We start from the raw sequence: 25,750 nt of genomic DNA on the forward strand, positions 1-25,750 counted from the left end.
GCTCACGCCTTCAGCGTGTCCTTCCGGTACAGCCAGGCCGCGCCGCCCGCGAAGAGGGCGAAGGAGACGGCGAGGATGGCGATGTCCTTCGCATGCGGGGCGTCGCCCAGTTCGATGGCCTGCCCCAGGGCAGCGTACGCGTGCGTGGGCAGCCACTTCGCGATGTTCTGCAGCCAGCCGGGGAAGGTCGTCGTCGGCATCCACAGGCCGCCGAGCATCGACAGGCCGAAGTAGACGATCATCGTGATCGGACGGACCGCGTCACCGCTGGCCAGATAGCCGATGGCGACGCCGAGCGCGGCGAAGACCAGGCTGCCGGCCCAGATCACGCCGGTGAGCGCGAGCCACTGCCAGGCGTCCAGACGTACGTCCTTCAACGCCGCGGCGACCACGAAGACGATCACGATCGAGGGCAGGCTGATCACGGCGGCGCCGGCCGTCTTGGCGAACACATAGCCGCGGCCGGGCAGCGTGGTGAGCCTCAACTGCCGTACCCAGCCGCTCTCCCGCTCCTTCGCGATGCGTTCACTGTTGCCCATGAGGACGGCGGTCAGAGCGCCGAAGGAGGCCATGGAGACCATGAAGAAGGTCGGCAGGGTGAGCCCGGTGCCGTCCACCTCGGTGGTGCTGTCGGCGCCGCCCGCGATCAGCAGGAACAGGGCCGAGGGGTAGATCACCGAGAAGAACAGGAACTTCCGGTTGCGCAGGGCGCGGGTGATCTCCAGCTTGATGAGACTGTTCACTTGGACGTGGCCTCCTCGGCGGCGGTGCGGGTGCCCTCTTCGGCGGCGGTGCGAGTGGCCTCTTCGGCCGCCATCAAAGTGGCCTCTTCGGCGGCGGTGATGGCGACGAAGGCCTGCTCGAGACCGAGCCCGGCGACTTCGAGGTTGCGCGGGTAGACGCCGAGCCCGTACAGCGCGTGGACGGTCGCGTCCGCGTCGGAGGACTGGATGCGGACGGTCTGCCCGGACACGTCGATCGCCGTGAGGAAGGGCAGTGCCCGCAGCGGGGCCTCGTCGATCGTGCCCTCCAGGTCGAAGGCGACGCGGCGGGCGCCGGCCCTGGCCTTGATCTCGGCGGCGGTGCCGTCGGCCAGCAGCCGCCCCCGGTGCAGAACGAGCACCCGGTCCGCTATCGCGTCGGCCTCTTCCAGATAGTGCGTGGCGAACAGGACCGTGCGGCCCTGGTCGGCCTGCTCGCGCATGGTGGCCCAGAAGGCCTGCCGGGCGGAGACGTCCATGCCGGTGGTGGGTTCGTCCAGGACGATCAGGTCGCTGTCGCCGGCCGTGGCGAGGGCGAACCGGACGCGCTGTGCCTGGCCGCCCGAGAGCTTGTCGACCTTGCGGTCGGCGATCTGGGTGATGCCGGCGCGGGCGAGGACGTCGGTGGCGCGGTACGGCCTCGGGTGCAGATCGCAGGCGAGCTTCACGAGTTCGGCGACGGTGACCTCGTCCATCAGCCCGCCGCTCTGGAGCATGGCGCCCACCCGGCCGGCGACGATCGCCTCGCGCGGGCCGGTGCCGAACACCCGGACCGTCCCGCTGTCGGCGTTCTTGAGGCCGAGCAGCAGGTCCAGCGTGGTCGACTTGCCCGCGCCGTTGGGGCCCAGGAGAGCGACGGTCTCGCCCGGATGGAGTTCGAGCGTCAGCCCGTCCACGGCCCGGACGTTCCCGTAGGCCTTGGTCACCGATTCGAACCCGACCACCGGTGTGGTGGTGGTCGCCGCAGTCGTTGTCATGTGATCCATCGTGGCGGCGAAGGGGGTGCCCGCGGCAGTGCGCCGTGTCCTCGGTCGCGGATGACAGATGTCATGTCGGCGGCGCGCGCCCGTGCCCCGTGGCGGCACCGCGGTACGGCAAGAGGGCACCCGGCCGGTGAGAACCTGGCCGGGTGCCCTCGACGCGCGCGGTGCGCCCGCTAGTTGGGGTTGGTGGGGATGGTCACGTCGCGATCCGCGGTCGTCTTCCCGGCGAGCGCCCGGCCGACGGCCGAGGCCACGTCCTGCGGACTCACGGCCTTCTTGCTGCCGTCGCCCTTGGTGATCGTCACACCGTCGAAGGCGTGGCCGTACAGCCCCTGGAGCACCTTCAGGTCGTAGTGCTCGACGAGCTTGCCCTGGACCGGCCGGACGCTCAGGAACTTCCAGATGGACTTCTGCGGGCTGAAGGGGATGAAGTGGGTGGCGTCCGTGCGGATGGTGATGTTCGCCGACATGGCGGCCGTCGCGAACGTCGACATCTTCCGGTCCACCTCCGCCTTGGTGACCGTGGGCTCGCGGGTCGTGGTGGCGACCTTCACCGGAGTGGTCGCGTCGGTCTCGACCTGGGCGAGGTAGGCGTCCTTGACGGCCTGGGTCGAGGCCGCGACGTCGATGCCCTTGCCCGCCTTGCCGTAGACGGCGACGGCCTTGCCCGGCTTGAACTGGATCGTGCCGTCGCTCGCCGAACCGGAGCCGCTCGCGGCGCGCTCCAGGGCCGCCTGGAGTTTCTCCTCGTCGACCGGCATCACGGGCGCGACCACGCGCTCCTGGCCGAACAGCGAGCCGATCACCGAGACCGGGTTGTAGTCGCTGCCTGCCGCGGCGCGGACGGTGGCCTGACTGTCCAGCTGGAGTCCGGCCTGGTCGGGCTTGAGCTGGACCGTGTCGCCGTCGACGGACAGCGTGAGGGCCTTGTTCGTACGGTTGCCGAAGGCGTCGTCGAGCTTCTTGACGGCGTCGTCGCGGGTGCCGCCGCCGATGTCGACGCCGAGCACGGTGGTGCCCTTGGGCACGTCCGAGTGGTTCATGAGCAGGCCCGCGCCGTAGGCGCCGCCGACGAGGACCACGGCGAGGACGCCGAGGAGCGCCGGCTTGTTGCGGCCCTTTTTCTTCTTCGCCTGCCTCGACGAGGCGGGCGCAGGCTGGACCGGCTCGGGCAGCTTCGGCGGGGTGTGGGACCTGGGTCCGTCGTTGCGCGCCCCCGCGTCGAACGAGAAGTTCTGGCTGGGCGTCACGACGGGGATGCCGCTGGTCAGGGTGTGCCCGGAGACGTTGTCCGCGGGGGCACCGTAGCCACCGGGTCCCGGATCGGGCGCCGGCTTCTGCGGGGTGAGGATCGCGGTGTCGTCGCTGAGACCGCCGCTCAGACCGCCGTGCGAGCCCGTGCCGGCGCCGGGATAGCCCGCGTTCGGGTTGCCGGAGCCGGAGCCCGGCGCCGCGGCCAGGCTGCCTGGAGCCGCGCCGGGACCGGCCGGAGGCGCCATCGGACCGTTACCGGTGGCGGGACCGCCGGTCGGACCGGCGGGGCCGCCCCGGCCGCCCTCGGAGAAGTACGGGAGGTCGTCGCGGCGCGGTTCGCCGGTTCCGCCGGACGAACCTATGGCCGGGAAGGAGCCGGTGTCGCGCAGCGCCCCGGAGACGTCGAAGGAGCCCGTGCCGCCACCGTGGCCGGGTGCCACGGGTCCGGCGCCGGTGGCACCGGGGAGCCCGGCACCGTTCGTACCGCCGGGCCGGACGCCACCGGTGATGCCCAGCGGGCCGGCGCCGTTGGACGGCGCCGGACGTCCCGCGCCGGGTGTCCCCGCGGGACCCGTGGCGTTCGACGCGCCCGAGGGAGCCGGGGAAGCCGAACCGCCCGGCAGGCCCGCCCCGTTGGTCGACCCGCCTCCCGGCCCGCTCTTGGGCGCGCCGGACTTGCGCGGCGCGAACCAGTCGCTCGTCTTCTCCTCGGCCGGACCGGGCTGGTCCACGGGCGCGGGCGCCGGTGCGGACGGGGCCGGGGTGGTGGCCGTCGTGGCGGAGGTGCCCGCGGGCGAACCGCCGCCGCGCGGCGCCTGCGCGCCCGTGTTCGCGCCGTCGCCGCCCGCGGAAGGCGCGTCGGTGTCGGCGACGGGTGTACGGACGACCACGGGCGGGATGGGCCGCGATCCAGGGATGTTGATCCGGATCCGTGTCGTCAGTGTGGTCTCGGTCTTGCGCTCCTCCGGCGGCTTGCCGGTGGCCGAACGGCCCGCGTCGGCGCCGCCTTCGGAGGCCTTGGGGGTCCCGTACGGCGGCGTCCCCGACGGGTACGCGGCTCCACCGCGCCCGTTGGGCCCGGAGGACGAACTGTCAGTTTCACGACTCAAGGCAGGTTCTCCCGGTTGGCTCCGCCGCCCGTTTACTCGACCTCATCTCGGGCAGCTCGGCGGCGCGCACCACCATACTGGCCATGTCCGGCCCGCAAACCTCGCCCGCGAAGGAATCTCGCACCGGACCCGCACCCGACCGATACGGCGAAGTGGTACGTCACTTGCCAAGTCGGGCACCGGAGGCGCCCGGTTGCCGCCCCTGGCCGAGCGTGGCGCACATCACAGCCACGGCCATGCCTCCGAGCAGGAAGAGGTACGAAACAACTCCCGCGCCGAAGAGGAAGTCCCCTTCCGGGCGACTGGTGGTGAGCAGGACGACGGCGATGATCCAGCCGGCCACGGGGGCGACGGCCCCGGCCCGGGATGCGGTGGCCCGCGCGCCGCCCAGGAAGAGTCCGGCGGCGCCCGCCAGCGCGAGCAGCAGCCCGAGGGGGAACCAGCCGGACTGCACCAGCGCCCCGGCGACTCCCACCACGGCGCCGAGCAGGAAGAGTCCCAGGTAGGCGGCGATCCGCCCGCCCGAGGGCCGTGTCAGTGGCTGGGCGAGCGCACTTCCGCCGCCGCGCTGTCCGTTCGCACTCATCACAGAACCGTCCCTCGCCGATTGGTCGTCTTCCCCGCGTCCGTCACCGGCCGGCCCTCTCGATGCCCCGGATGCCTTCGAACAGGTCCGTCTCCCGCGTCGCGGGGCGCGGGGCGTCGGCCAACTCGTAGTACTCGGTGGTGAAGAGCGGCTGCGCCAGCTCGTTCGAGAGGACGAACCAGGGGCCGTCCACGGTGATCTGGGTGGCGTGCGCCCGCATCGCCGCGGCCTTGGCGGCGGCGTACGCGGTTCCGTCGACCTCGGTGGTGATCGTCGCCTCGTCGGCCACGCCCGGTACGTCGTCGACGGCGGCCACCTGGTCGAACGGCAGCTGCGGGAGTGCCTCACGCAGACGCGCGAACGCCTCCTCGGCGACCGGGCGCGGCACCCGGTTCCAGTAGGTCTTGGTGATCCGCCACGCGTCGCCGAGGTCCTGGCGGTGGGTGGGATCCGCGGCGAGTTCGGCGGCGCGCAGGGCCACACGGTGGGCCTGGATGTGGTCCGGGTGCCCATAACCCCCGTTGGGGTCATAGGTGACGAGCACCTGGGGCCGTACCTCGCGGATCACCTCGACCAGACAGTCGGCTGCCTCGTCGAGGTCCGCGGACCAGAAGGCACCCGGGCGGTGGTTCTGCTCGACGCCCATCATCCCGGAGTCGCGGAACCGCCCGGCTCCGCCCAGGAAGCGGTGGTCGGCGACGCCCAGTTCCTTCATGGCGGCGCTCAGCTCACCGGTCCGGTACGGGCCGAGTCCACCCTCGCGATCGGGGGCGAGATGGGCGAGTTCGGGCGGAATGACCTCACCCTCCTCGCCCAGGGTGCAGGTCACCAGCGTCACATGGGCGCCCTCAGCCGCATATCTGGCCATGGTCGCGCCATTGTTGATCGACTCGTCGTCCGGATGCGCGTGCACCAGGAGCAGACGACGGTCGGGCAGTTCCGTCATGGAACCCACCCTACGAGGCGCCCGCCCCGCCGCCGGTCCGGGCGGCGATCAGAACTTGATGCTGCCGATCATCCCCGCGATGTTCGTGGTCAGCTCGCTGATCGTGGGTGCGACCGTCGAGGAGGCGAGATAGAAGCCGAGCAGCATGCATACGACCGCGTGCCCGCCTTTCAGTCCTGACTTCTTGATCAGAAGAAAGACGATGATCGCCAGCAGCACCACCGCCGAAATCGAGAGTGCCACGGCGGCTCACCTCCAAAGGTCCCAGGGACTTGGGGTCCGGTACGGGGCCGGACATGGGCGGTCGGTAAATCCATACAGCAGCCAGCAGGTTCTTACCCACGCAGCGCTAGTGATCATAACTATCCGTACGCGCGCATCGATCGGCGCACGGCCGCACAAGGGGGCGCATGGCCAATATGGTCGGGGGATGACGAACGAGCCTCTCTCCTTCCCGCGCCGGTACGCCCGCACGCAGCGGTTCACCTCCGGCGCGCCGCGCGCGTTCACCGTGTCCCCCGACGGTTCCCGCGTGGTGTTCCTGCGGTCCCCCTCCGGTACGGAGCGGGCGAATCAGCTGTGGGTCCTCGATGTCACGGAGGGCCGGGAGCGGGTCGCGGCCGACCCCGCGGCGCTGCTCGGCGGCGCCGGCGAGCAACTCTCCCCGGAGGAGCGGGCGCGCCGCGAGCGCAGCCGCGAGGGCGGCGCGGGGATCGTCGGATATGCCACGGACACAGCCGCCGAGTTGGCCTCTTTCGCCTTGTCAGGGCGGCTCTTCACGGCGGAGCTGCGGGCCGGCACGGCGCGTGAACTCCAGGTCCCCGGACCGGTGATCGACCCTCGACCCTCCCCCGACGGCCGGCTCGTGGCGTACGTCGCCGGGGGCGCGCTGAGGGTCGTCGGGGCCGAGGGCGAGGACGACAGGGTGCTCGCGGAACCGGAGCCCACGGCGGAGCCGGGGTCGGTTTCCTATGGATTGGCCGAGTTCATCGCGGCCGAGGAGATGGGGCGTTCGCGCGGTTTCTGGTGGTCGCCGGAGGGGGACCGGCTGCTCGTCGCACGGGTCGACGACACGCCCGTACAGCGCTGGTGGATCTCCGATCCGGCCCACCCGGAAGCCGATCCGCAGCGGGTCGCCTACCCGGTGGCGGGCAGCGCCAACGCGGAGGTGCGGCTCTTCGTGATCGGGCTCGACGGGGTGCGCACGGAGGTCTCCTGGGACCGGGCGCGTTACCCGTATCTGGCGCATGTGCACTGGTCAGCGGCAGGTGCTCCGCTGCTTCTGGTGCAGGCGCGGGACCAGCGCAGCCAACTGTTCCTGGCCGTGGACCCGGATTCCGGGGCGACCCGGATGGTGCACGCCGATGAAGATCCAACTTGGCTGGATCTTTTCCCCGGAGTGCCCTGCTGGAGCCCCGGCGGACAGCTCGTGCGGATCGCCGACGAGGGCGGCGCTCGCGTCCTGGCGTTCGGTGAACGCCCGCTGACCGGCGCCCAGTTGCACGTCCGGGCGGTGCTCGACGTGTCGGCCGACGACGTGCTGGTCGCGGCCTCGGCGGGCGAGGCCGCGACCGCGCCGGAGACCGGCGAGGTGCACGTGTACCGCGTGAACGAACTCGGGCTGGAGCGCCTGTCGCAGGAGCCCGGCGTGCACTCGGCGGTGCGCGCCGGGGGCGTGACCGTGCTCGTGTCGTCCGTGCTCGACCGGCCGGGCGCCCAGGTGCAGGTGCTGCGCAAGGGCGACCGGAAGGAGACGGGAGTCCCCCCGGCCGGAGACTGGGGAAAGACGGCGACCATCGCCTCGTACGCCGAACATCCTGGTTTGTCCCCGCGCGTTACGCTCACACAGGGGGGCGCACAGAAAATCCCATGCGCCGTGCTTATGCCTACTGACTACGACGGTGACACTCCCCTACCGGTCCTGCTGGACCCCTACGGCGGCCCGCACGGCCCCCGGGTGCTGGCCGCGCACAACGCGCACCTCACCTCGCAGTGGTTCGCCGACCAGGGCTTCGCGGTGGTCGTCGCCGACGGCCGGGGCACCCCGGGCCGCTCCCCCGCCTGGGAGAAGGCGATCCGCGACGACCTCACGCTCTCCCTCGACGACCAGATCGAGGCTCTGCACGGTCTCGCGGAGCGGTTCCCGCTCGACCTGTCCCGGGTCGCGATCCGCGGCTGGTCGTACGGCGGGTGGCTCGCGGGACTCGCCGTGCTGCGCCGCCCCGACGTCTTCCACGCGGGTATCGCGGGCGCCCCGGTCGCCGACTGGCGGCTGTACGACACCCACTACACGGAGCGGTACCTGGGCGATCCCGCCGCGAGCCCCGCGACGTACGCGAAGAGTTCGCTGGTCACCGACGAGGGACTGTCCGCGCCCGCCGGGCCGCACCGGCCACTGATGATCGTGCACGGCCTCGCGGACGACAACGTGGTGGTGGCGCACGCCCTGCGGCTGTCCTCGGCGCTGCTGGCCGCCGGCCGCCCGCACGAGGTGCTGCCGCTGTCGGGCGTCACGCACATGACCCCGCAGGAACAGGTGGCCGAGAACCTGCTCCTGCTTCAGGTGGACTTCCTGCGGCGCTCTCTCGGTCCGGCCTGAGCCGCAGCAATACGCAGAACACCGCAACCATCGATTGACCAACCACGACGAAGCGCCGGCCGACTCCGCGAGAGCGGCGCCGGTTCAGGCGCGGAGAACAGCAACGAGCCGGGGTGACATGGCGCACCCCGGCTCGTTTACGGCACCCGCACGGCCGTACGGTGTTCACCTTGGCGTGTCCGTATATCGGTACCGCTTCCGCCAAGTTGCCTGCGTGTTAACGAAGTTCGCTCACATTTGTGGTGCTATGCCACCCCGTCGGAGGGCTCCTCCGGGGGTACGACCTGCTTCTCCTCCGCGAAGTGACAGGCCGAGTCGTGGGCGGTCGGACCCTCCGCGAGCCGGAACTCGGCCGGCACCGCGAGCAGCGGCACCTCCAGCGTGCAGCGCTCCTGCGCCTTCCAGCAGCGGGTGCGGAACCGGCAGCCGGACGGCACGTTCGCCGGCGAGGGCACGTCCCCGGCGAGGATGATCCGCTCCCGGTGCTCGCGGGCCTCCGGGTCCGGCACGGGCACGGCGGACAGCAGCGCCTGGGTGTAGGGGTGCGTCGGATGGTCGTAGATCTCGACGTCCCTGCCGGTCTCCACGATCCGCCCGAGGTACATGACGCCGACCCGGTCGGAGATGTGCCGCACGATCGACAGGTCGTGCGCGATGAACACGTAACTGAGATTGAACTCGGCCTGGAGCCTGTCCAGCAGGTTGATGACCTGCGCCTGCACGGAGACGTCGAGCGCGGAGACCGGCTCGTCGGCGACGATGATCTCGGGCCGCAGCGCGAGACCCCGCGCGATGCCGATGCGCTGGCGCTGACCGCCGGAGAACTGGTGCGGATAGCGGTTGATGTACTCGGGGTTGAGCCCGACCACGTCCAGCAGGTCCTGGACCCTGCGCCGCCGGTCGCCCTTGGGCGCGACCTCGGGATGGATGTCGTACGGCTCCCCGATGATGTCGCCGACGGTCATCCGGGGGTTGAGCGAGGTGTACGGGTCCTGGAAGACCATCTGGATGTTGCGGCGTACGGCCTTCAGCGCCTTGCCGGACAGCCGGGTGATGTCCTCGCCCTTGTACTTGATCGTCCCCTCGGTCGGCTTCTCGAGGTTGACCAGCATCTTGGCGACCGTCGACTTGCCGCAGCCGGACTCGCCGACGATGCCGAGGGTCTCGCCGTGGTCGAGGTGGAAGTCGACGCCGTCGACGGCCTTGACGGCGCCGACCTGTTTCTTGAAGAGGATTCCCTGGGTGAGCGGGTAGTGCTTGACCAGTCCGCTGACCTCGAGCAGGGGTTCAGTGGCTGCTTGTGTCATCGAGGCACTCCCTCCAGAAGAAGCAGGCGCTCCCGCGGTCCGCGTCGACCTCCGCGAGCGGCGGCACCTCGGTGCGGCAGATGTCCTGGGCCATCGGGCAGCGCGGGTTGAAGGCGCAGCCCGGCGGGATGTGCATCAGGTTGGGCGGCAGTCCCTTGATGGCGTACAGCTCCTGGCCCTTCTGGTCGAGCCGGGGGATCGAGTCCAGCAGCCCCCTCGTGTAGGGGTGGGCGGGCGCCTTGTAGATGTCGTGGACCGGCGCCGACTCGACGATCCGGCCCGCGTACATCACCGCGATCCGGTCGGCGACGTCGGCGACCACGCCGAGGTCGTGGGTGATGAGGATGAGCCCCATGTTGAGTTCGCGCTGGAGCTCGGCGAGCAGGTCCATCACCTGGGCCTGCACGGTGACGTCGAGCGCGGTGGTCGGTTCGTCGGCGATGATCAGGGCGGGTTCCAGGGCCAGCGCCATGGCGATCATGATGCGCTGGCGCATACCGCCGGAGAACTGGTGCGGATAGTCGCGCACGCGTTCGGCGGCGCCCGGAATGCGCACCCGCTCCATCAGCTCGATCGCCTTGCGGCGGGCCTCCTTGCGTGACATCCCGCGATGCACGGTGAACATCTCGCCCAGCTGGTCACCGACGCTGATCACCGGATTCAGGGAGGACAGCGCGTCCTGGAAGATCATCGCCATCTCGGCGCCCCGCACCTTGCGCCGCTCCTCCTCCTTGAACTTCAGCAGGTCCCGGCCCTTGAAGAGGATCTCGCCGCCGGTGATCTTCCCGGGGGGCATGTCGAGAATGCCCATCACGGCCTGGGCCGTCACCGACTTGCCGGAGCCGGACTCGCCGAGCACGGCGAGCGTCTCGCCCTCGTCGACGCTGTAGTTGACCCCGTTGACGGCCTTGGCAACACCGTCCCGGGTCCTGAACTCCACGTGCAGATCACGCACTTCGAGCAGCACGGCGGTCACCTCAGCTTCGGGTCGAGGGCGTCGCGCACCGCGTCGCCGAGCATGATGAACGCGAGCACGGTGATCGCGAGCGCGCCGGCCGGCCACAGCAGCATGTGCGGGGCCTGGCGGATGTACGCGGACGCCGAGGAGATGTCGATGCCCCAGCTGACCGTCGGGGGCTTGAGCCCGACACCCAGGTACGACAGCGTCGCCTCCAGCGAGATGTACGTACCGAGCGCGATGGTCGCCACGACGATCACCGGCGCGACCGCGTTCGGGGTGATGTGGCGCAGCAGCATCCGGGAGTTGGAGGCGCCGAGGGCGCGGGCCGCGTGGACGTAGTCGTTCTCCTTGGTGGTGATGACGGAGCCGCGCGCGATGCGGGAGATCTGAGGCCAGCCGAGCAGCACCATGAACCCGACGACCGGCCAGATCGTGTTGCTGGTCACCACGGAGAGGAGGACCAGGCCGCCGAGGACGACGGGAATGGCGAAGAAGATGTCGGTGAGCCGGGACAGGATCGAGTCGCTCGCCCCGCCGTAGAAGCCGGCCAGCCCGCCGAGCAGTGAGCCGAGGAGCGCGACGCCGAGCGTGGCGAGTACACCGACGCTGATCGAGACGCGGGTCCCGTACACCGTCCGTGTGTAGACGTCGCAGCCCTGCCCGTCGTAGCCGAAGGGGTGTCCGGGCTGCGAGCCCTGCTGGGCCTTGGAGAGGTCGCACTGGAGCGGGCTCTGGTCGGTGATCAGGGAGGGCCAGATGGAGATGACGACCAGGAAGAGGATGACCAGGCCCGAGATGATGAAGACGGGGTTGCGGCGCAGGTCCCGCCAGGCGTCCGACCACAGGGAGCGCGGCTTCTCCGTCGGCCCCGTGCCCTCGGGTCCCCCCGGCGTCTTCTCCAGTGTCTCCGCCTCGCTCGAACCGAGATCCATCGTGCCGCCCATGCCGGTCGGGGCGATGGCGAGGTCCTCCGGCGGCGGACCTTCGGGCCCGTGATGTGGGTCTTCCTCGTACGGCGGCTGCTCAGGCATAGCGGATCCTCGGGTCGAGTACGGCGTACAGGAGGTCGACGAGCAGGTTGGCGACCAGGAAGACGAGGACGAGTACGGTCACGAAGCCGACGACGGTCTGGGTGTTCTGGCGGACGATCCCCTGGTAGAGCTGGTAGCCGACACCGTGGATGTTGAAGATCCGCTCGGTGACGATCGCGCCGCCCATCAGCGCGCCGATGTCGGTGCCGATGAAGGTGACCACGGGGATCAGCGAGTTGCGCAGCAGGTGCCGGATGGTCACCCGGCGCCGCGGCAGGCCCTTGGCGACGGCCGTCCGGACGTAGTCGGACCGCTTGTTCTCCGCGATGGAGGTCCGGGTCAGCCGGGTCACGTACGCGAGGGACACCGAGGCCAGCACCAGGCCCGGCACGATCAGCTCGCCGAAGGTGGCGTCCGAGGAGACCGACGGCTGGATCCAGTGCCATTGGACGCCGAGTACCAGCTGGGCCAGCAGACCGGTGACGAAGGTCGGCACGGAGATGACCACGAGGGTGAGCAGCAGGACGCCGGTGTCGACGGGCCGGCCGCGGCGCAGACCGGTGATGACGCCGAGCGTGATGCCGATGACGATCTCGAAGAAGATCGCGACGATCGTCAGCCGGATGGTGATGGGGAAGGCGGACGCCAACAGCTCGGTGACCGGCTGTCCGTTGAACGCGGTGCCGAAGTCACCGGTGAAGATGTTGCCGAGGTAGGTGAGGTACTGCTGCCACAAGGGCTTGTCGAGGCCGAACTCCGTGCGCAGCTGGGCGGCCGTGGCGGGGTCGCACTGACGGTCGCCGCACAGGCCCGCGATGGGGTCGCCCATGACGTTCACCATCAGGAAGATGAGCAGTGTGGCGCCGATGAAGACCGGGATCATCTGCAGCAGACGCCGGATGACGTACCGTCCCATGAGTGCTCCGGAGATAGAGGGGCGGGCCGTGGTGACGGGCCCGCCCCGGGCGGCTCAGTTGACGGTGATCTCGTTGTAGACCGGGACGCTGAACTGGTTGAGCGCCACGTTCGAGACCTTGTCCGAGTAGCCGGCGCTGCCGTTCTGGTACCAGAGCGGGATGGCGGCCATGTTGTCCCGCACGACCCCCTCGGCCTGCTGGAAGAGCTTGATGGCCTTGCTGGTGTCGGTCTCCGCGTTCGCCTGGTTGACGAGGTTGTCGAAGTCCTTGTTCGACCACTGGCCGTCGTTGGACGAGGCGTTCGTGTAGTACAGCGGCTGGAGGAAGTTCTGGATCAGCGGGTAGTCCATCTGCCAGCCGGCCCGGAACGGACCGGGCATCTTGTGCTGGCCGATCTGGTTGCGGAAGTCGGCGAAGGTGCCGATCGGGTTGCCGACACAGGCCTTGTCGTTGCCGAGGGCGTTGTTGATCGAGTTGCAGACGGCGTCGACCCATTCCTTGTGGGAGCCGGTGTCCGCGTTGTAGGAGATCTTGACCTGGCCGCCGGGCAGGCCGCCGCCCTCCTCCACCAGCTTCTTGGCCTCGGACGGGTTGTAGTCGCAGGAGTCGCCGCACAGGCCTTCCTGGAAACCGCCCTTCTCGCCGAGCACCGGTGAGGTCCAGTCGCTGGCGGGCGTCCGCGTCTTCTGGAAGATCGTGTCGGTGATCTGCTGGCGGTTGATCGCCATCGACAGGCCCTTGCGGACCTTCGTCGCTCCGCTGGTGTCCCACTTCGAGTCGTAGAAGGGGAAGGCGAGGGTCTGGATGATGCCGGCCGGGGTGTTGATGTACCGGCCGTTCAGGTCGGTCTTGGCGTTCTTGAGCTGGGCCGCGGGCACGTCGTCGACGAGGTCGAGGTTGCCGGCCAGCAGGTCGTTGTAGGCGGTGTTGTTGTCCGTGTAGACCTTGAGGGTCACGCCGCCGTTCTCCGCCTTGTCATCACCGGGGTAGTCGTCCCATTTCACCAGGGCCATCTGCGAGCCCTTGGCGTACGAGTCGATCGTGTACGGGCCGTTGCCGACGGGCTTCTTCACCCAGGCCGCGTGGTCGTCGAAGAACGCCTTGGGCAGCGGTGAGTAGGCCGAGTAGCCAAGGGTGTCCGGGAAGGTCGAGAACTTCTGGTTGAGCTTGACCGTGAAGGTGTTCGTGCCGGTGACCTTGAGCCCGGAGAGCGTGTCGGCGCTCTGGCTGCCCGTGTCGGGATGCACCTTGTCGTAGCCCTCGATGTACCCGAAGAAGTAGGCGTTCTTCTGGTTGTTCTTCAGACTGGCGCCGTAGTTCCAGGCGTCGACGAAGGACTGGGCGGTGACGGCCTCGCCGTTGCTGAACTTCCAGCCGTCCTTGATCGTGATCGTGAAGTTCTGCGAGTCGGAGGTGTCGATCTTCTGGGCGAGCATGTCCTCGGCGGCGCCGGTCTCGGAGTTGTACCGCTTCAGGCCGCGGAAGATCATGTCGAGGACCTTGCCGCCCTGCACCTCGTTCGTGTTGGCCGGTTCCAGCGGGTTCTGCGGGTCGCCCCAGGAGGCACTGACAGTGCCGGAGCCACCGCCGCCGCCGCTGTCACTCCCTCCGCCCCCGCAGGCGGTCGCCGCGAGGGCTACCGCCGCCGCGCATGCGGCCCATTTGGCGTGCGTGACTCCACGCATGGAGTGCCTCCTCAAGAGTGCGCTGTGCCGCCGGCGCCGGGGTCGTGCGTCCGGCTCCCGGTGCGCCGTGCCTTTAGGGCCCAATATCCGTCCATATGGGGCGCATCGCACATTCACCCCACCCTTCCGGGTGTCGATCCATCCGGAAGGGGGTACTCCGGACACTCCGTCAAAGGATCTTGAAGCCCGGCGCAACAGGTCTCCGCAGTTCGATACGGAACTGTTGATTCCAGTGCACTAGATGTACGCATTCCGAGACTCCGGCGTCCGGTTATCGAACTCATTGCCCGTTTCGCGAAGTTGGCCCGAATCTGGACACGGAACGGCCACAGTGCGCTACACGCGTAGTTACGCTGAGGTCAAATCCAGGCAAAGAAAGTAAAGACAACGCCAAGGCGACCGAGATTTTATTGACCTTGCATGAATTGCGTTGAAAAAGTCCGGCGTAGCCCGTAGGGAGCGCCCTGCGGAGCCCTTGACCCCCTCGGGCCTGGAGCACCATGACCCCCCCTACTCCTTCCGCGGCCGCCCCGCTTGAGGTGACCGACGAGACCGGCAAGATCCCGGCTCCGTCCACCAACCCCAAGGGCTCGGAGAGTCGCTCCCCAGGACGACTCGCCTGGAAGCGGTTCAAACGTGACCGCACGGGCGTCATATCCGCTTATATCGTGATCTTCTTTTTCACGATCGCGATCTGCGCGCCGCTGATAGCGAAGCTGTATGGGAAGAACCCGTACGAGCAGTACGGCCAGGAGTCCGACGGCCTGCTCAACGACTTCGCCTTCCCGGTCAAGCCCAACGGCGGCATCGACGGAAACTTCTGGTTCGGCATCGAGCCCCAGCTGGGCCGGGACGTCTTCACCTTCCTGCTCTACGGCATCCGCACCTCGCTGATGATCGCCACCGCCGCCACGCTGCTGACCACGGTGGTCGGTGTGGTCATCGGCATCACCGCGGGATACCTCGGCGGCAAGACGGACTACTTCGTCGGCCGGGTCATCGACATCCTGCTGTCGTTCCCGTCCACCCTGTTCTTCATCGCCTTCATGCCGGTCGTCTACGCCCTCTTCGTGCCCTTCAACGAAGAGGTCCCGACCTGGCTGCGGGCCACCTGCCTGATCCTCGTCCTCTCCGCCTTCGGCTGGGCCTCCATCGCGCGACTGCTGCGCGGCCAGGTCCTCGGCCTGCGGGAACGCGAGTTCGTCGAGGCGGCAAAGGTGACCGGCGCGTCCTCGCGCCGCATCGTCTTCAAGGAGCTGCTGCCCAACCTGTGGACGCCGATCCTGATCCAGTCGACCCTCATGCTGCCGGCGTACGTCACGGCCGAAGCGGGTCTCGCCTTCCTCGGCGTGGGCATCCAGGACCCGACCCCGGACTGGGGCGTCATGATCCAGCGCGGTGCCGGCTTCTACACGGAAGACATCACCTTCATGATCTTCCCGGGCGTCTCGATGATCATCTTCGTCCTCGCCTTCAACCTGCTCGGAGACTCGGTCCGCGACGCACTCGACCCGAAGTCCAAGCGCTGACTTCCACCCCCAGACCCGGTCGTAGTCGTCCGGCTGGTTACCCGTCTCTCATTCACCCACCACTAGGCAGGTAAGCCATGTCCTTTTCCCGCAGAAACTTCCTCATAGCCACTGGTGTGGCCGCCGGTGCGACCACGGTCCTGAGCGCCTGCAGCAGCGGCAACGGAGGCGGGAGCAGCAGCAACAAGGCTCCGTCCGTGGACAAGGCCAAGGCCGCCACCATCGCCGTCGGTACCAAGGCGGACTCCACCGGTGCGGCCCCCGAGGTCCCCGGCGCGGTCAAGGGCGGCACGATCTACACGCTGGACCAGATCGACTGGGACCACCTCGACCCGGCGCAGCTCTACTCCTCGTACGAGGGCGCCTGCTCGGTCCTGTTCCTGCGCGGTCTGACCGGCTACAAGATCGACTCCAAGGGCGGCACCACGCTCGTGGGTGACCTCGCCACGGACGCCGGCACCGCGGCCGACGGCGGCAAGACCTGGTCCTTCACGCTGAAGGACAACGTGAAGTGGGAGGACGGCGCCGACGTCACGATCGCGGACGTGCGCCACACCTTCGAGCGCCTGTTCGCCTCGTTCGTCACCCAGGGTCCCCGTTACCCGCAGGGCTGGCTCGTCGGTGGCGACAAGTACAAGGGCCCCTACGGCGGCAAGCACCTCGACTCCATCGAGATCGACGGCAAGACCATCACGTTCAAGCTGAAGGAGGCCCACGCCGACTTCAACTTCATGGTCGCCATGCGCGGCTTCTCCATCGTGCCCAAGAAGCACGACACCAAGGAGAAGTACGACAAGCACCCCCTCTCCTGCGGCCCGTACAAGATCGCCAGCCGCAGCATCGGCAAGTCGGCGTCCCTGGTCCGCAACACGCACTGGGTGGCCGAGACGGACCCGCTGCGCAACGCGTACCCGGACAAGTTCGAGTTCCAGTTCGGCTTCCAGTCGCTGGCCTCCACGGACCGCTACATCGCCGACAAGGGCAACGACCAGTACACGCTGTCGCTGCTCAACGAGGTCGCCGCCGAGCGCATCCAGAAGGTGCTGACGAACCCGACCTTCAAGAAGCGCGTCCTGACCCAGGTCGACACCACCTGCTACTACTTCGCGATCAACACCAAGCGCATCACCGACGCCAAGGTGCGCCAGGCGCTCAACTTCGCGTGGCCGTCGAAGCAGCTCCAGCAGATCCGCGGTGGCTCGCTCTCCACGGCGACCGCCACCACGATCATCAGCCCGCTCACCCCGGGTCACAAGGACTTCGACCTCTACGAGAAGAAGACGAAGCCGCTGGGTGACCCCGAGAAGGCCAAGTCCCTTCTCAAGGAGGCCGGCAAGTCGGGCCAGCGCATCGTCGTCGCCATGCAGCAGTCGGACAACGCCGTCAAGCAGGCCGTCGCGATCAAGACCGCGCTGACCAAGGCCGGCTTCACCCCGGTCGTGAAGCAGGTCGACAAGACCTCCTTCTACAGCCAGATCGGCCAGCTGGACAACGAGTACGACATGTTCGCCGCCGGCTGGGGCCCGGACTGGCCGTCCGGTTATGCGGTCATCCAGCCCTGCTTCGACAGCAGCCAGATCGCCGACGGTGGCGTCAACTGGCCGCAGCTCAAGGACACGAGCGTGGACAAGGCGATCGCCGCCGCCACGATCGAGCCCGACGCGAAAAAGGCCGCCACCATGTGGGGCGACATCGACGAGCAGATCATGCGCACCGCCGCGGTGGTTCCGGACTACAACCCGATCCGCAACTACTTCCACGGCTCCAAGGTCGGCGGCGTGATCTACGACTCCGGCAACACCTGCATCGCGCTGGGCAAGGTCTACGCCGCGAAGGCCTGATCCAGCATCGGGGCGGCGGCGACCACCGCCGCCCCGGCCTGATCCCGATCGGGGGCGGCGGCCACCACCGCCGCCCCGGTCCCCTCTCGTACCCTCCCCACACCCGGCGACGGCGCCCCGTCCGGAAAGTCACGCCACATGTTCCGTTTTCTAGTCCGCCGTGTCATCGGCGCACTTGTGATTCTGCTGATCATCAGCGCCGTCACCTTCATGCTCTTCTACGCGATGCCGCGTGACCCGGCCCGCATGGCGTGTGGAAAGGTCTGCACCAAGGAACTCCTGGATCAGGTCAGGATCAACCTCGGGATCGCCGATCCGCTGCCGGTGCAGTACTGGCACTGGCTGGTGGGCATCTTCGCCGGCCGCGACTACGGCGGCCTGGGCAACTGCAACGCCCCCTGCCTCGGCTTCTCGTTCACCAACCGTGAGCCGGTTCTCGGCACGATCATGGACCGTATGCCGACGACGCTGTCCCTCGCGCTCGGTGCCGCGGTCTTCTTCCTCATCCTCGGTGTCGGCACCGGCATGATCGCCGCGGTCAAGCAGGGCAAGGCGGCCGACAAGATCGCCAGCTCGTTCTCGCTGATCGGCTCGTCGCTGCAGATCTACTTCGTCGGCTACATCGCGATGTACTTCCTGGTCCAGCAGCTCGGTATCCTCGAGCAGCCGTCGTACACGCCGTTCACCGACAACCCGGCCGCCTGGGCGAGCGGTCTGCTGCTGCCCTGGCTGACGCTGTCCATCATCTTCACCGCCAACTACACCCGTATGACGCGCTCCCAGCTGGTGGAGCAGCTCAGCGAGGACTACGTGCGTACGGCGCGCGCCAAGGGTCTGTCCCGGCGCTCCGTGTTCTTCCGCTTCGCCTGGCGCGGAGCGATGGGCCCGATCGTCACGATCTTCGGCATCGACCTGGGCACCCTGATCGGTGGCGCCATCATCACCGAGTCGGTCTTCAGCCTCCAGGGCATCGGCAAGCTCGCCGTGAGCGCCGTCGAGGCGAACGACCTGCCGATGCTGCTGGCCGTGACCATGGTCGCGTCCGGGGCGATCGTCTTCTTCAACATCATCGTGGACGCCATCTACGCCTTCATCGACCCGCGGATCCGGCTCGCCTGACCCCGGCGCCCCGCCGCCGTCCACCCGCCGACCCGCAAGCTACCCCCTCGCATCACCCCCCAGGAGCGTCCCCGTGACGAGCACCGATCAGCAGCCCTTCCTGTCCGTCAGGGATCTGAAGGTCCACTTCTCCACCGAAGACGGCGTCGTCAAGGCCGTCGACGGTCTCACCTTCGACCTGGCCAAGGGCAAGACGCTCGGCATCGTGGGCGAGTCGGGTTCGGGCAAGTCCGTCACGAACCTGACGATCCTCGGCCTGCACGACCGCGACCGCACCGCCATCGACGGCGAGATCCTGCTCGACGGCAAGGAGCTGCTGACCGCCTCCGAGCGGGAGCTGGAGAAGCTTCGCGGCAACAAGATGTCGATGATCTTCCAGGACGCGCTGGCCTCGCTGTCGCCGTACCACACCATCGGCAAGCAGATCGGCGAGACGTACCGCAAGCACACCGGTGCCTCCAAGAAGGAGGCCCGGGCGCGGTCGATCGAGATGCTGCGGCGCGTCGGCATCCCGCAGCCGGACGTCCGGGTGGACGACTACCCGCACCAGTTCTCCGGCGGTATGCGCCAGCGCGCGATGATCGCGATGGCCCTGGTCTGCGACCCCGAGCTGCTGATCGCGGACGAGCCGACCACGGCGCTCGACGTGACCGTGCAGGCCCAGATCATGGACCTGCTCAAGGACCTCCAGCAGGAGTTCGGCACGGCGATCATCTTCATCACCCACGACCTCGGCGTCATCGCCGACATCGCGGACGACGTGCTGGTGATGTACGGCGGCCGGTGCGTGGAGCGCGGCACCAAGAAGGAGGTGCTGCGGGCGCCGCAGCACCCGTACACCTGGGGCCTGCTGGGCTCGATGCCGAGTCTGGACGGACCGGTCGACGTACCGCTGTCGCCCATCCCCGGCTCGCCGCCCTCTCTCCTCAACCCGCCGACCGGCTGCCGCTTCCACCCGCGGTGCACCTTCACGGAGAAGATCGCGGGCGGTCTCTGCTCCACCGAGCAGCCGCCGCTCCAGGTCACGGACGGGCGCGGTGCCGCCTGCCACCTCACGGCGGACCAGCGCCGCGACTTCTTCGCCGACTACGCCGCGACCCGGTCGCACTGACGTAACTGAGACGGGACTTCACGATCATGAGCAACACGAACCCCCTCCTGGACGTCACCGGACTGACCAAGCACTTCCCGGTGATGGGCGGCTTCCCCTTCAAGCGGAAGATCGGCGCGGTCCAGGCCGTGGACGGTCTCGACTTCCAGGTCGCCGAGGGCGAGAGCCTCGGCCTGGTCGGTGAGTCCGGCTGTGGCAAGTCGACGACGGGCCGGCTGATCACGCGCCTGCTCGAGCCCACCGGCGGCAGGATCAACTACCGCGGCCAGGACATCACGCACGCCAACCGCAAGCAGCTGGCGCCGGTCCGCTCCGAGATCCAGATGATCTTCCAGGACCCGTACGCCTCGCTGAACCCGCGGCAGACGGTCGGCAAGATCATCGCGGGCCCGATGGAGATCAACGGGATCAACCCGCCCGGCGGCCAGGAGAAGCGCGTCCGCGAACTCCTGGAGACGGTCGGCCTCAACCCGGAGCACTTCAACCGCTTCCCGCACGAGTTCTCCGGCGGTCAGCGCCAGCGCATCGGCGTGGCCCGCGCGCTGGCCCTGGAGCCGAAGCTGATCGTGGCGGACGAGCCGGTCTCGGCGCTCGACGTCTCCATCCAGGCGCAGGTCGTGAACCTGCTCCAGGACCTTCAGCGGGACCTGGGCATCGCGTTCCTGTTCATCGCCCACGACCTCGCGATCGTGCGGCACTTCTCGCAGCGCGTCGCGGTCATGTACCTCGGCAAGATCGTCGAGATCGCCAACCGCGAGGACCTGTACGACAACCCGCGCCACCCGTACACCCGCGCGCTGATGTCCGCCGTCCCCGAGGCCACCGCGGACGACGTCCCGGCCCGCGAGCGCATCCTGCTCACCGGTGACGTGCCGTCCCCGCTCAACCCGCCGTCGGGCTGCCGCTTCCGCACCCGCTGCTGGAAGGCGACGGACAAGTGCGCGAGCGAGGCTCCGCCGCTGGTGCAGATCTCGGGCAGCAGCGACGGTCACCTGACGGCGTGCCACTACCCGGAGACGAAGGAGACCATCCCGGCCCAGCGTCTCTCCAAGGACCCCGAGGCGGCGGTCTGACACACCCCTTTTCGTCAGCCGCCCCCTTCCGGAACCGACTTTCACCGGCCCATTGACCCGAGCCCATGAACGTCAGTTTCAGGGGAACGAAGGCCCGCACCCTCTCGGGTGCGGGCCTTCGCCGTCGGCGGTGTCCAAAAGCCGGTCGCGGGCGGTGTCCCCCATCCGGAGGCCGATCGCGGGCGGTCGCCTCGGCGTCGTCCGGCTCGAGACGGGGCGTCACGTCCCTGAGCGGGGACTCCGGGCCTTCGCCCGCCCGGCGGGCGGCCCGGCGGGCGACAAGGTCACGGTGTCGGCCTCAAGAGCCTCCCGCTAGCCCAACTCCCCGCGCTCCACGCAGAATTCGTTGCCCTCGGGGTCCGTGAGGACGACCCAGCCGCCGCCGTCGGGGCGGGTGTGATCGGCGAACCTGCGGGCGCCGAGGGCCACCGCGCGCTCGACCTCCGCGGCCCGGGTGCGGCCGTGCGGCTGCAGGTCGAGGTGGATACGGTTCTTGGCCGTCTTGCCCTCCTCGACGCGCACGAACAGGAGGGCCGGACCACCGGACGGGTCCACGATCACCGCCTCCGGATCACCGGGCTTGTCGTCGTCGGCGAGCGGGCGGCCCAGCAACTCGCTCCAGAACAGCCCGAGATCGTACGGGTCGCCGGTGCAGTCGAAGGTGATGGTGCGGACTGTGAGGTTCGACAACTCTGCTTCTCCCATGGCCTAGTCGCCCGTCCGGCCGTCCGCCAGTTCGCGCAGGATGTCGAGGTGGCCGTTGTGCCGGGACGTCTCCTCGACGAGGTGGAGGATGATCCAGCGGAGGTCGAAACGGCGGCCTTCGCGACCCGCGCGCTCGGCCTTGGTGTCGAGGTCGCTCCCGGCCACCAACTTGCGGTAACGGGCGCTCTGTTCCTCGTACTCGTCGAGGAGCTGGGGCAGCGGGATGTCGACGGCGATGCGCATCTCGCGGTCGGGATCCTCTTCGGTCCAGGGCCCCTCGTCCTCCTCGCCCAGGAAGACCACCTGGAACCAGTAGTACTCGACCCAGCGCAGATGGTTGATGAGCCCGCTGAGGGTCATCAGAGGGGACCCGGGCAGCGGGGCCTTGCGGGCGTCCTCCGCCGAGACGTCCTCGCACTTGGCGCGGGCGGTGGCGCGGGCATAGTCGAGGAAGGTGGTCAGCTGGGTGCGCTCGTCCCACGCGGAAGGCGTGTCCGTACGTGTTTGTGAAGTCATCGGGATGAAGCATCCCGGTCGGCCCGTTCGATGTCGAGCGATTAAGAGGGCGCGCCCGGGGCCTGTGCCAGGGGCCCCGCCCGCACCCGCCGACGGCGGAGAGACGGTGGTGTCCTGGCCCTCCACCGGCGCGGACGCGTCATCCGCCGGCCCCCTTGACCACGATCTCGGCCTCGAAGCCGTCGGTGTTCTCCAGGTAGGCCGCGCAGTGTTCGGGTCCTCCCGCGTAGGGATGCCGTTCCGGGAACAGGAGCGTCCAGCCGAACGCGGGTGCCTCCTCGACCAGGGTGTCGAGCTCGGCGCGGCTCGCGATGTGGAAGGCGAGATGGTTGAGCCCCGGGCGCAGCCGGTCGTGGCGGTCCCCGGCCAGGGCGGGGGACTGCTCGAACACGAGGTAGGTCTCCCCCAGCCGCCAGCTCCGGCCGTCCGGCCAGTCCTGGTACGGCACGTACCCGAGCCGCTCCAGCAGCCAGCCCCAGGAGCGCACCGCCCGCCCCAGGTCCGGCACCCACAGCTCGATGTGATGCAGCATCTCGTCCCGATTCTCGCGAGCGGTGCCGGAGCCCTGTCCCGGGTTTCCGGTCGGCCTGTTCAACCTGTCACCTTTTCCTCGCACTTGCTCGACCGATTCCTTACCGATCAATGGTTCGACCGGCCCCGCGGGCTGAGAGACTGCTGCGATGGCTGATCGTTCGTTCAGTGATGTCTCGCTCGCCGCCCTGTACGACACGCTGAATCCATGGGGTCCGAGCGACGACTTCTACCTGGACCTGGTGATGTCCGCGCGGTCCGTGCTCGACGTCGGGTGCGGGACGGGGCGGCTGCTGGCACGGGCCCGGGAGGCCGGTCACGAGGGGCGGTTGTGCGGGCTCGATCCCGCCGCGGCGATGCTGGTGCAGGCGCGTCGGCGGACCGCCGGCGAGTGGGTGCTCGGCGATCTCGGATCGGCGCGCTGGGAGCGGGAGTTCGACCTCGTCGTGATGACCGGACACGCGTTTCAGGTGCTCGTCCACGACGAGGAGGTGCGCTCGGCGCTGGCAGCGGTGCGGCAGGCTCTCGCCGACGGCGGCCGGTTCGTCTTCGAGACGCGCAATCCCGCCGTCCGGCCGTGGGAGGCATGGAGGCCCGAGCGGACGATGGAGGTGAGCGACGCGCACGGGGATGCCGTACGGGTCCGGCACGAGGTCGAGGCGCCGGTGCTCGGGGACCGCGTGACGTTCAGCGAGACGTTCGAGCATCCGCGCTGGGAGCGCCCGAGAGTCAGTCGCAGCACCCTGCGGTTCCTGGGGGCCGACGCCTTGCGCGGGTTCCTCGGCGACGCCGGACTCGTCGTGCACGAGCAGTACGGGGACTGGGGGCGGGAGCCGCTCTCCCCCACCGCCCCCGAGATCATCACCGTCGCCGGTCCGGCCTGACCCGAGGGCACGGGCCGAGGGCGTGCGCCGATGCCCCGGGCCGAAAACGCGGGCCCACTCTCACGACGTGTCGTGAGAGTGGGCCCGTACCGCCGGTCGTTCTAGTCGTCGCCCTTCTCCAGCGCCGCCAGCGCCGGGTCCAGCACGATGTCCTCCGCCCGCGCCTCGATGGTCGGGTCCTCAGGGAAGTGGCAGGCCGTCAAGTGGCCGTCGGCGTTGCCCGACAGCTGGACGAGCGGGGGCTCCTCCTGCGCGCACTTGTCCTGCGCCTTCCAGCAGCGGGTGCGGAAGCGGCAGCCCGAAGGCGGCGAGATGGGGGACGGCACATCGCCCTGCAGGCGGATGCGTTCCTTCTTCTCGGCGTCGATGTCCGCGTCGGGGACGGCCGACATCAGGGCGTGGGTGTAGGGATGGCGCGGCCCGGTGTACAGCGACGCGCGGTCGGCGATCTCCACGATCTTGCCGAGGTACATCACCGCGACACGCTGCGAGAAGTGCCGCACGATCGCGAGGTCGTGGGCGATGAAGACGAACGCGATGCCCATCTCCCGCTGGACCTCCTGGAGCAGGTTCACGACCTGCGCCTGGATGGAGACGTCGAGCGCCGAGACCGGCTCGTCCGCCACGATCAGCTTCGGCGAGAGCGCCAACGCCCGTGCCACACCGATGCGCTGGCGCTGACCGCCGGAGAACTCGTGCGGGAAACGGTTGTAGTGCTCCGGGTTGAGGCCGACGGTCTCCAGCAGCTCGCGCACCCGGGCCTCGCGGCCGCCGGGCGGATGGACGCCGTTGATCTCCATCGGGGAGGAGATGATCGTGCCGACCGTCTGCCGCGGGTTCAGCGAGGCGTACGGGTCCTGGAAGATCATCTGGATCTCGGAGCGGATCGGCGCCAGCTGGCGCCGGGTGGAGCGGGTGATGTCCTTCCCGCGGTACGAGATCGCGCCCTCCGTCGGCTCCATGAGCCGGGTCAGCAGCCGTCCCGTGGTGGACTTCCCGCAGCCCGACTCGCCGACCAGGCCGAGGCTCTCACCGGGGAAGACGTCGAAGGAGACGCCGTCGACGGCCTGTACGGCGCCGACCGTGCGGCGGATCGGGAAGCCGCCCTTCACCGGGAAGTACTTCTTCAGGCCGCGTACCCGCAGCAGCGGTTCGGCCGGGTCCCCGTCCCGCTGAGCGGGGATCGGGTCGGCCACGACCGTGGTTTTCTCGTCGCTCACAGTCAGTCCCCTCAGCCCAGCCTGGGTCGGATCGTCTCGGTGAAGATGCGGCTCTTTTGATCCAGGGTCAGATGGCAGGCCGCGCCGCGTCCCGTGGGCAGTTCGGGCCGGACGTCCACACACCGGTCGGAGCCCTCGACCTCGTCCCGGAAGGTGCACCTCGGGTGGAACGGGCACCCCGAGGGCGGGTTGAGCAGCGAGGGAGGCGCGCCCGGGATGGGCGTGAGCGGCTCGTCGACGTCCGCCGTCAGGCGCGGCATGGACCCCAGCAGGCCCCAGGTGTAGGGGTGTTGGGGAGCCTTGAGCACCTCGCGGACGGTGCCGCGTTCCACGGCCCGGCCCGCGTACATCACCAGCAGGTCGTCGGCCATGTTCGCGACCACACCGAGGTCATGGGTGATCATGATGATCGCGGAGCCGAACTCCTGCTGGAGGTCCTTGAGGAGGTCGAGGATCTGGGCCTGGACGGTCACGTCCAGGGCGGTGGTCGGCTCGTCGGCGATCAGCAGGTCCGGGTTGCAGACGAGGGACATCGCGATCATCGCGCGCTGCCGCATACCGCCGGAGAACTGGTGGGGGTAGTCGTCCACACGCTGTTTGGGGTGCGGGATGCCGACCTTCCCCAGCATCTCGATCGCCCGGTCCCGCGCCTCCCTCTTGGAGGCACCGGTGTGCTTGCGGAACGGCTCGCCGATCTGCCGCCCCACGGTGTGGTACGGCGACAGGGCGGTCAGCGCGTCCTGGAAGATCATCGCCATCTTGTTGCCGCGCAGCCGTTCCAGCTCGGCCTCGGTGGCGGTGACGAGCTCCTTGCCGTCGAGGACGATCTCGCCCTCGATCTGCGTGTTCAGCGGGCTGTGCAGGCCGAGGACGGTCAGGTTGGTGACGGACTTCCCGGACCCTGACTCGCCGACGATGCCGAGCGTCGTACCGCGTTCGAGGTCGAAGGAGAGGCCGTCGACCGCTTTGACGACGCCGTCCTCCGTGGAGAACCGCACATGCAGGTCGCGGACCGACAGGAACGCGTCTGATCCGGTGGGAGCCGGGGCGTCCTCCGGCTTGGTGAGTGTGGTCACTGCGGT

Annotated in this window: 23 protein-coding genes; 7 read left to right on the plus strand and 16 right to left on the minus strand. The window is 69.0% G+C overall.

All coding sequences use genetic code 11. From position 1 onward, the window contains the following. Positions 1-2: 2 nt before the first annotated feature. From ACWD68_RS26120 to ACWD68_RS26145, 6 genes are all read right to left on the minus strand, one after another. Positions 3-743, minus strand: coding sequence for an ABC transporter permease (locus ACWD68_RS26120; RefSeq protein WP_451808888.1), 741 nt, complete (start codon positions 741-743; stop codon positions 3-5). Next, on the minus strand, positions 740-1,738 hold the full coding sequence (locus ACWD68_RS26125) for an ABC transporter ATP-binding protein (protein ID WP_451808889.1): 999 nt from the start codon (positions 1,736-1,738) through the stop codon (positions 740-742). The genes ACWD68_RS26120 and ACWD68_RS26125 overlap by 4 nt, the downstream gene beginning before the upstream one ends. A gap of 179 nt (positions 1,739-1,917) precedes the next feature. Next, the gene (locus ACWD68_RS26130; RefSeq protein WP_451808890.1) at positions 1,918-4,107 is read right to left on the minus strand and encodes a hypothetical protein; all 2,190 of its coding nucleotides are present in this window, start codon (positions 4,105-4,107) and stop codon (positions 1,918-1,920) included. Positions 4,108-4,267: 160 nt separating this feature from the next. Beyond that, the gene (locus ACWD68_RS26135; protein WP_451808891.1) at positions 4,268-4,693 is read right to left on the minus strand and encodes a DUF6113 family protein; all 426 of its coding nucleotides are present in this window, start codon (positions 4,691-4,693) and stop codon (positions 4,268-4,270) included. Positions 4,694-4,736: 43 nt separating this feature from the next. Then, positions 4,737-5,639 carry an N-acetyl-1-D-myo-inositol-2-amino-2-deoxy-alpha-D-glucopyranoside deacetylase gene (mshB, locus tag ACWD68_RS26140; RefSeq protein WP_451808892.1) on the minus strand — a complete coding sequence of 301 codons (903 nt, stop codon included), beginning with the start codon at positions 5,637-5,639 and terminating at the stop codon, positions 4,737-4,739. A gap of 48 nt (positions 5,640-5,687) precedes the next feature. Continuing rightward, positions 5,688-5,882 carry a hypothetical protein gene (locus ACWD68_RS26145; protein ID WP_150947166.1) on the minus strand — a complete coding sequence of 65 codons (195 nt, stop codon included), beginning with the start codon at positions 5,880-5,882 and terminating at the stop codon, positions 5,688-5,690. Positions 5,883-6,069: 187 nt separating this feature from the next. Between ACWD68_RS26145 and ACWD68_RS26150 the strand changes: the two genes are divergently transcribed. Beyond that, positions 6,070-8,238 (plus strand): prolyl oligopeptidase family serine peptidase, encoded by a 2,169-nt coding sequence (locus ACWD68_RS26150; protein WP_451808893.1) that lies wholly within the window; start codon positions 6,070-6,072, stop codon positions 8,236-8,238. A 245-nt stretch (positions 8,239-8,483) separates the two neighbouring features. Here ACWD68_RS26150 and ACWD68_RS26155 read toward each other — a convergent pair whose 3' ends face one another. The 5 genes from ACWD68_RS26155 to ACWD68_RS26175 are packed head-to-tail and all read right to left on the minus strand — an operon-like array spanning position 8,484 to position 14,139. Next, the gene (locus tag ACWD68_RS26155) at positions 8,484-9,545 is read right to left on the minus strand and encodes an ABC transporter ATP-binding protein (protein ID WP_451808894.1); all 1,062 of its coding nucleotides are present in this window, start codon (positions 9,543-9,545) and stop codon (positions 8,484-8,486) included. Then, positions 9,526-10,512: an ABC transporter ATP-binding protein gene (locus tag ACWD68_RS26160; RefSeq protein WP_451808895.1), complete on the minus strand. Its 987-nt coding sequence runs from the start codon at positions 10,510-10,512 to the stop codon at positions 9,526-9,528. The genes ACWD68_RS26155 and ACWD68_RS26160 overlap by 20 nt, the downstream gene beginning before the upstream one ends. Before the next feature lie 5 nt (positions 10,513-10,517). Beyond that, on the minus strand, positions 10,518-11,537 hold the full coding sequence (locus ACWD68_RS26165; RefSeq protein ID WP_451808896.1) for an ABC transporter permease: 1,020 nt from the start codon (positions 11,535-11,537) through the stop codon (positions 10,518-10,520). Next, complete coding sequence (locus ACWD68_RS26170) at positions 11,530-12,453, minus strand: ABC transporter permease (protein WP_451808897.1); 924 nt, start codon at positions 12,451-12,453, stop codon at positions 11,530-11,532. Before ACWD68_RS26170 ends, ACWD68_RS26165 begins: the two co-directional genes overlap by 8 nt. A 54-nt stretch (positions 12,454-12,507) precedes the next feature. After that, the gene (locus ACWD68_RS26175) at positions 12,508-14,139 is read right to left on the minus strand and encodes a peptide ABC transporter substrate-binding protein (protein WP_451808898.1); all 1,632 of its coding nucleotides are present in this window, start codon (positions 14,137-14,139) and stop codon (positions 12,508-12,510) included. Between the two features lie 500 nt (positions 14,140-14,639). On the opposite strand from ACWD68_RS26175, the gene ACWD68_RS26180 reads away from it, so the two are divergent. The 5 genes from ACWD68_RS26180 (at position 14,640) to ACWD68_RS26200 (ending at position 20,812) form a co-directional block, all read left to right on the plus strand. After that, complete coding sequence (locus ACWD68_RS26180; RefSeq protein WP_266762394.1) at positions 14,640-15,668, plus strand: ABC transporter permease; 1,029 nt, start codon at positions 14,640-14,642, stop codon at positions 15,666-15,668. 77 nt (positions 15,669-15,745) lie between these two features. Further along, positions 15,746-17,509 carry an ABC transporter substrate-binding protein gene (locus ACWD68_RS26185; protein WP_451808899.1) on the plus strand — a complete coding sequence of 588 codons (1,764 nt, stop codon included), beginning with the start codon at positions 15,746-15,748 and terminating at the stop codon, positions 17,507-17,509. Between the two features lie 138 nt (positions 17,510-17,647). Further along, positions 17,648-18,628, plus strand: a complete 981-nt coding sequence (locus tag ACWD68_RS26190) for an ABC transporter permease (RefSeq protein ID WP_451808900.1) — start codon at positions 17,648-17,650, stop codon at positions 18,626-18,628. Positions 18,629-18,701: 73 nt separating this feature from the next. Further along, complete coding sequence (locus tag ACWD68_RS26195) at positions 18,702-19,739, plus strand: ABC transporter ATP-binding protein (RefSeq protein WP_451808901.1); 1,038 nt, start codon at positions 18,702-18,704, stop codon at positions 19,737-19,739. A 26-nt stretch (positions 19,740-19,765) separates the two neighbouring features. Then, positions 19,766-20,812, plus strand: coding sequence for an ABC transporter ATP-binding protein (locus ACWD68_RS26200; RefSeq protein WP_451808902.1), 1,047 nt, complete (start codon positions 19,766-19,768; stop codon positions 20,810-20,812). 312 nt (positions 20,813-21,124) lie between these two features. Here the strand turns inward: ACWD68_RS26200 and ACWD68_RS26205 are convergent, their stop codons facing one another. From ACWD68_RS26205 to ACWD68_RS26215, 3 genes are all read right to left on the minus strand, one after another. Then, positions 21,125-21,502: a VOC family protein gene (locus tag ACWD68_RS26205; RefSeq protein WP_451808903.1), complete on the minus strand. Its 378-nt coding sequence runs from the start codon at positions 21,500-21,502 to the stop codon at positions 21,125-21,127. Between the two features lie 18 nt (positions 21,503-21,520). Then, entirely contained in the window at positions 21,521-22,033 is a 513-nt protein-coding gene (locus ACWD68_RS26210; RefSeq protein ID WP_451808904.1) for a DinB family protein, read from the minus strand. A 139-nt stretch (positions 22,034-22,172) separates the two neighbouring features. Continuing rightward, positions 22,173-22,565 carry a VOC family protein gene (locus ACWD68_RS26215; protein WP_451808944.1) on the minus strand — a complete coding sequence of 131 codons (393 nt, stop codon included), beginning with the start codon at positions 22,563-22,565 and terminating at the stop codon, positions 22,173-22,175. Between the two features lie 148 nt (positions 22,566-22,713). Here ACWD68_RS26215 and ACWD68_RS26220 point away from each other — a divergent pair, with 148 nt between their 5' ends. Next, a complete protein-coding gene (locus tag ACWD68_RS26220; RefSeq protein WP_451808905.1) occupies positions 22,714-23,448 on the plus strand; it encodes a class I SAM-dependent methyltransferase in 735 nt (244 codons plus the stop codon). A gap of 101 nt (positions 23,449-23,549) precedes the next feature. Here ACWD68_RS26220 and ACWD68_RS26225 read toward each other — a convergent pair whose 3' ends face one another. Both ACWD68_RS26225 and ACWD68_RS26230 read right to left on the minus strand, forming a co-directional pair. Further along, entirely contained in the window at positions 23,550-24,644 is a 1,095-nt protein-coding gene (locus ACWD68_RS26225; RefSeq protein ID WP_451808945.1) for an ABC transporter ATP-binding protein, read from the minus strand. Positions 24,645-24,679: 35 nt separating this feature from the next. Next, the gene (locus ACWD68_RS26230) at positions 24,680-25,744 is read right to left on the minus strand and encodes an ABC transporter ATP-binding protein (RefSeq protein ID WP_451808906.1); all 1,065 of its coding nucleotides are present in this window, start codon (positions 25,742-25,744) and stop codon (positions 24,680-24,682) included. Positions 25,745-25,750: the final 6 nt, after the last annotated feature.

It is taken from the genome of Streptomyces sp. NPDC005141 (assembly GCF_053599975.1).

What these genes read in the sequence shown, in the direction of transcription:
- ACWD68_RS26170 (WP_451808897.1), bottom strand. Translation starts at nt 12,453, where the DNA reads ATGGGACGGTACGTCATCCGGCGTCTGCTGCAGATGATCCCGGTCTTC.
- ACWD68_RS26220 (WP_451808905.1), top strand. Translation starts at nt 22,714, where the DNA reads ATGGCTGATCGTTCGTTCAGTGATGTCTCGCTCGCCGCCCTGTACGAC.
- ACWD68_RS26155 (WP_451808894.1), bottom strand. Translation starts at nt 9,545, where the DNA reads ATGACACAAGCAGCCACTGAACCCCTGCTCGAGGTCAGCGGACTGGTC.
- ACWD68_RS26210 (WP_451808904.1), bottom strand. Translation starts at nt 22,033, where the DNA reads ATGACTTCACAAACACGTACGGACACGCCTTCCGCGTGGGACGAGCGC.
- ACWD68_RS26215 (WP_451808944.1), bottom strand. Translation starts at nt 22,565, where the DNA reads ATGCTGCATCACATCGAGCTGTGGGTGCCGGACCTGGGGCGGGCGGTG.
- ACWD68_RS26190 (WP_451808900.1), top strand. Translation starts at nt 17,648, where the DNA reads ATGTTCCGTTTTCTAGTCCGCCGTGTCATCGGCGCACTTGTGATTCTG.
- ACWD68_RS26185 (WP_451808899.1), top strand. Translation starts at nt 15,746, where the DNA reads ATGTCCTTTTCCCGCAGAAACTTCCTCATAGCCACTGGTGTGGCCGCC.
- ACWD68_RS26125 (WP_451808889.1), bottom strand. Translation starts at nt 1,738, where the DNA reads ATGACAACGACTGCGGCGACCACCACCACACCGGTGGTCGGGTTCGAA.
- mshB (WP_451808892.1), bottom strand. Translation starts at nt 5,639, where the DNA reads ATGACGGAACTGCCCGACCGTCGTCTGCTCCTGGTGCACGCGCATCCG.
- ACWD68_RS26175 (WP_451808898.1), bottom strand. Translation starts at nt 14,139, where the DNA reads ATGCGTGGAGTCACGCACGCCAAATGGGCCGCATGCGCGGCGGCGGTA.
- ACWD68_RS26165 (WP_451808896.1), bottom strand. Translation starts at nt 11,537, where the DNA reads ATGCCTGAGCAGCCGCCGTACGAGGAAGACCCACATCACGGGCCCGAA.
- ACWD68_RS26135 (WP_451808891.1), bottom strand. Translation starts at nt 4,693, where the DNA reads ATGAGTGCGAACGGACAGCGCGGCGGCGGAAGTGCGCTCGCCCAGCCA.
- ACWD68_RS26150 (WP_451808893.1), top strand. Translation starts at nt 6,070, where the DNA reads ATGACGAACGAGCCTCTCTCCTTCCCGCGCCGGTACGCCCGCACGCAG.
- ACWD68_RS26200 (WP_451808902.1), top strand. Translation starts at nt 19,766, where the DNA reads ATGAGCAACACGAACCCCCTCCTGGACGTCACCGGACTGACCAAGCAC.
- ACWD68_RS26180 (WP_266762394.1), top strand. Translation starts at nt 14,640, where the DNA reads ATGACCCCCCCTACTCCTTCCGCGGCCGCCCCGCTTGAGGTGACCGAC.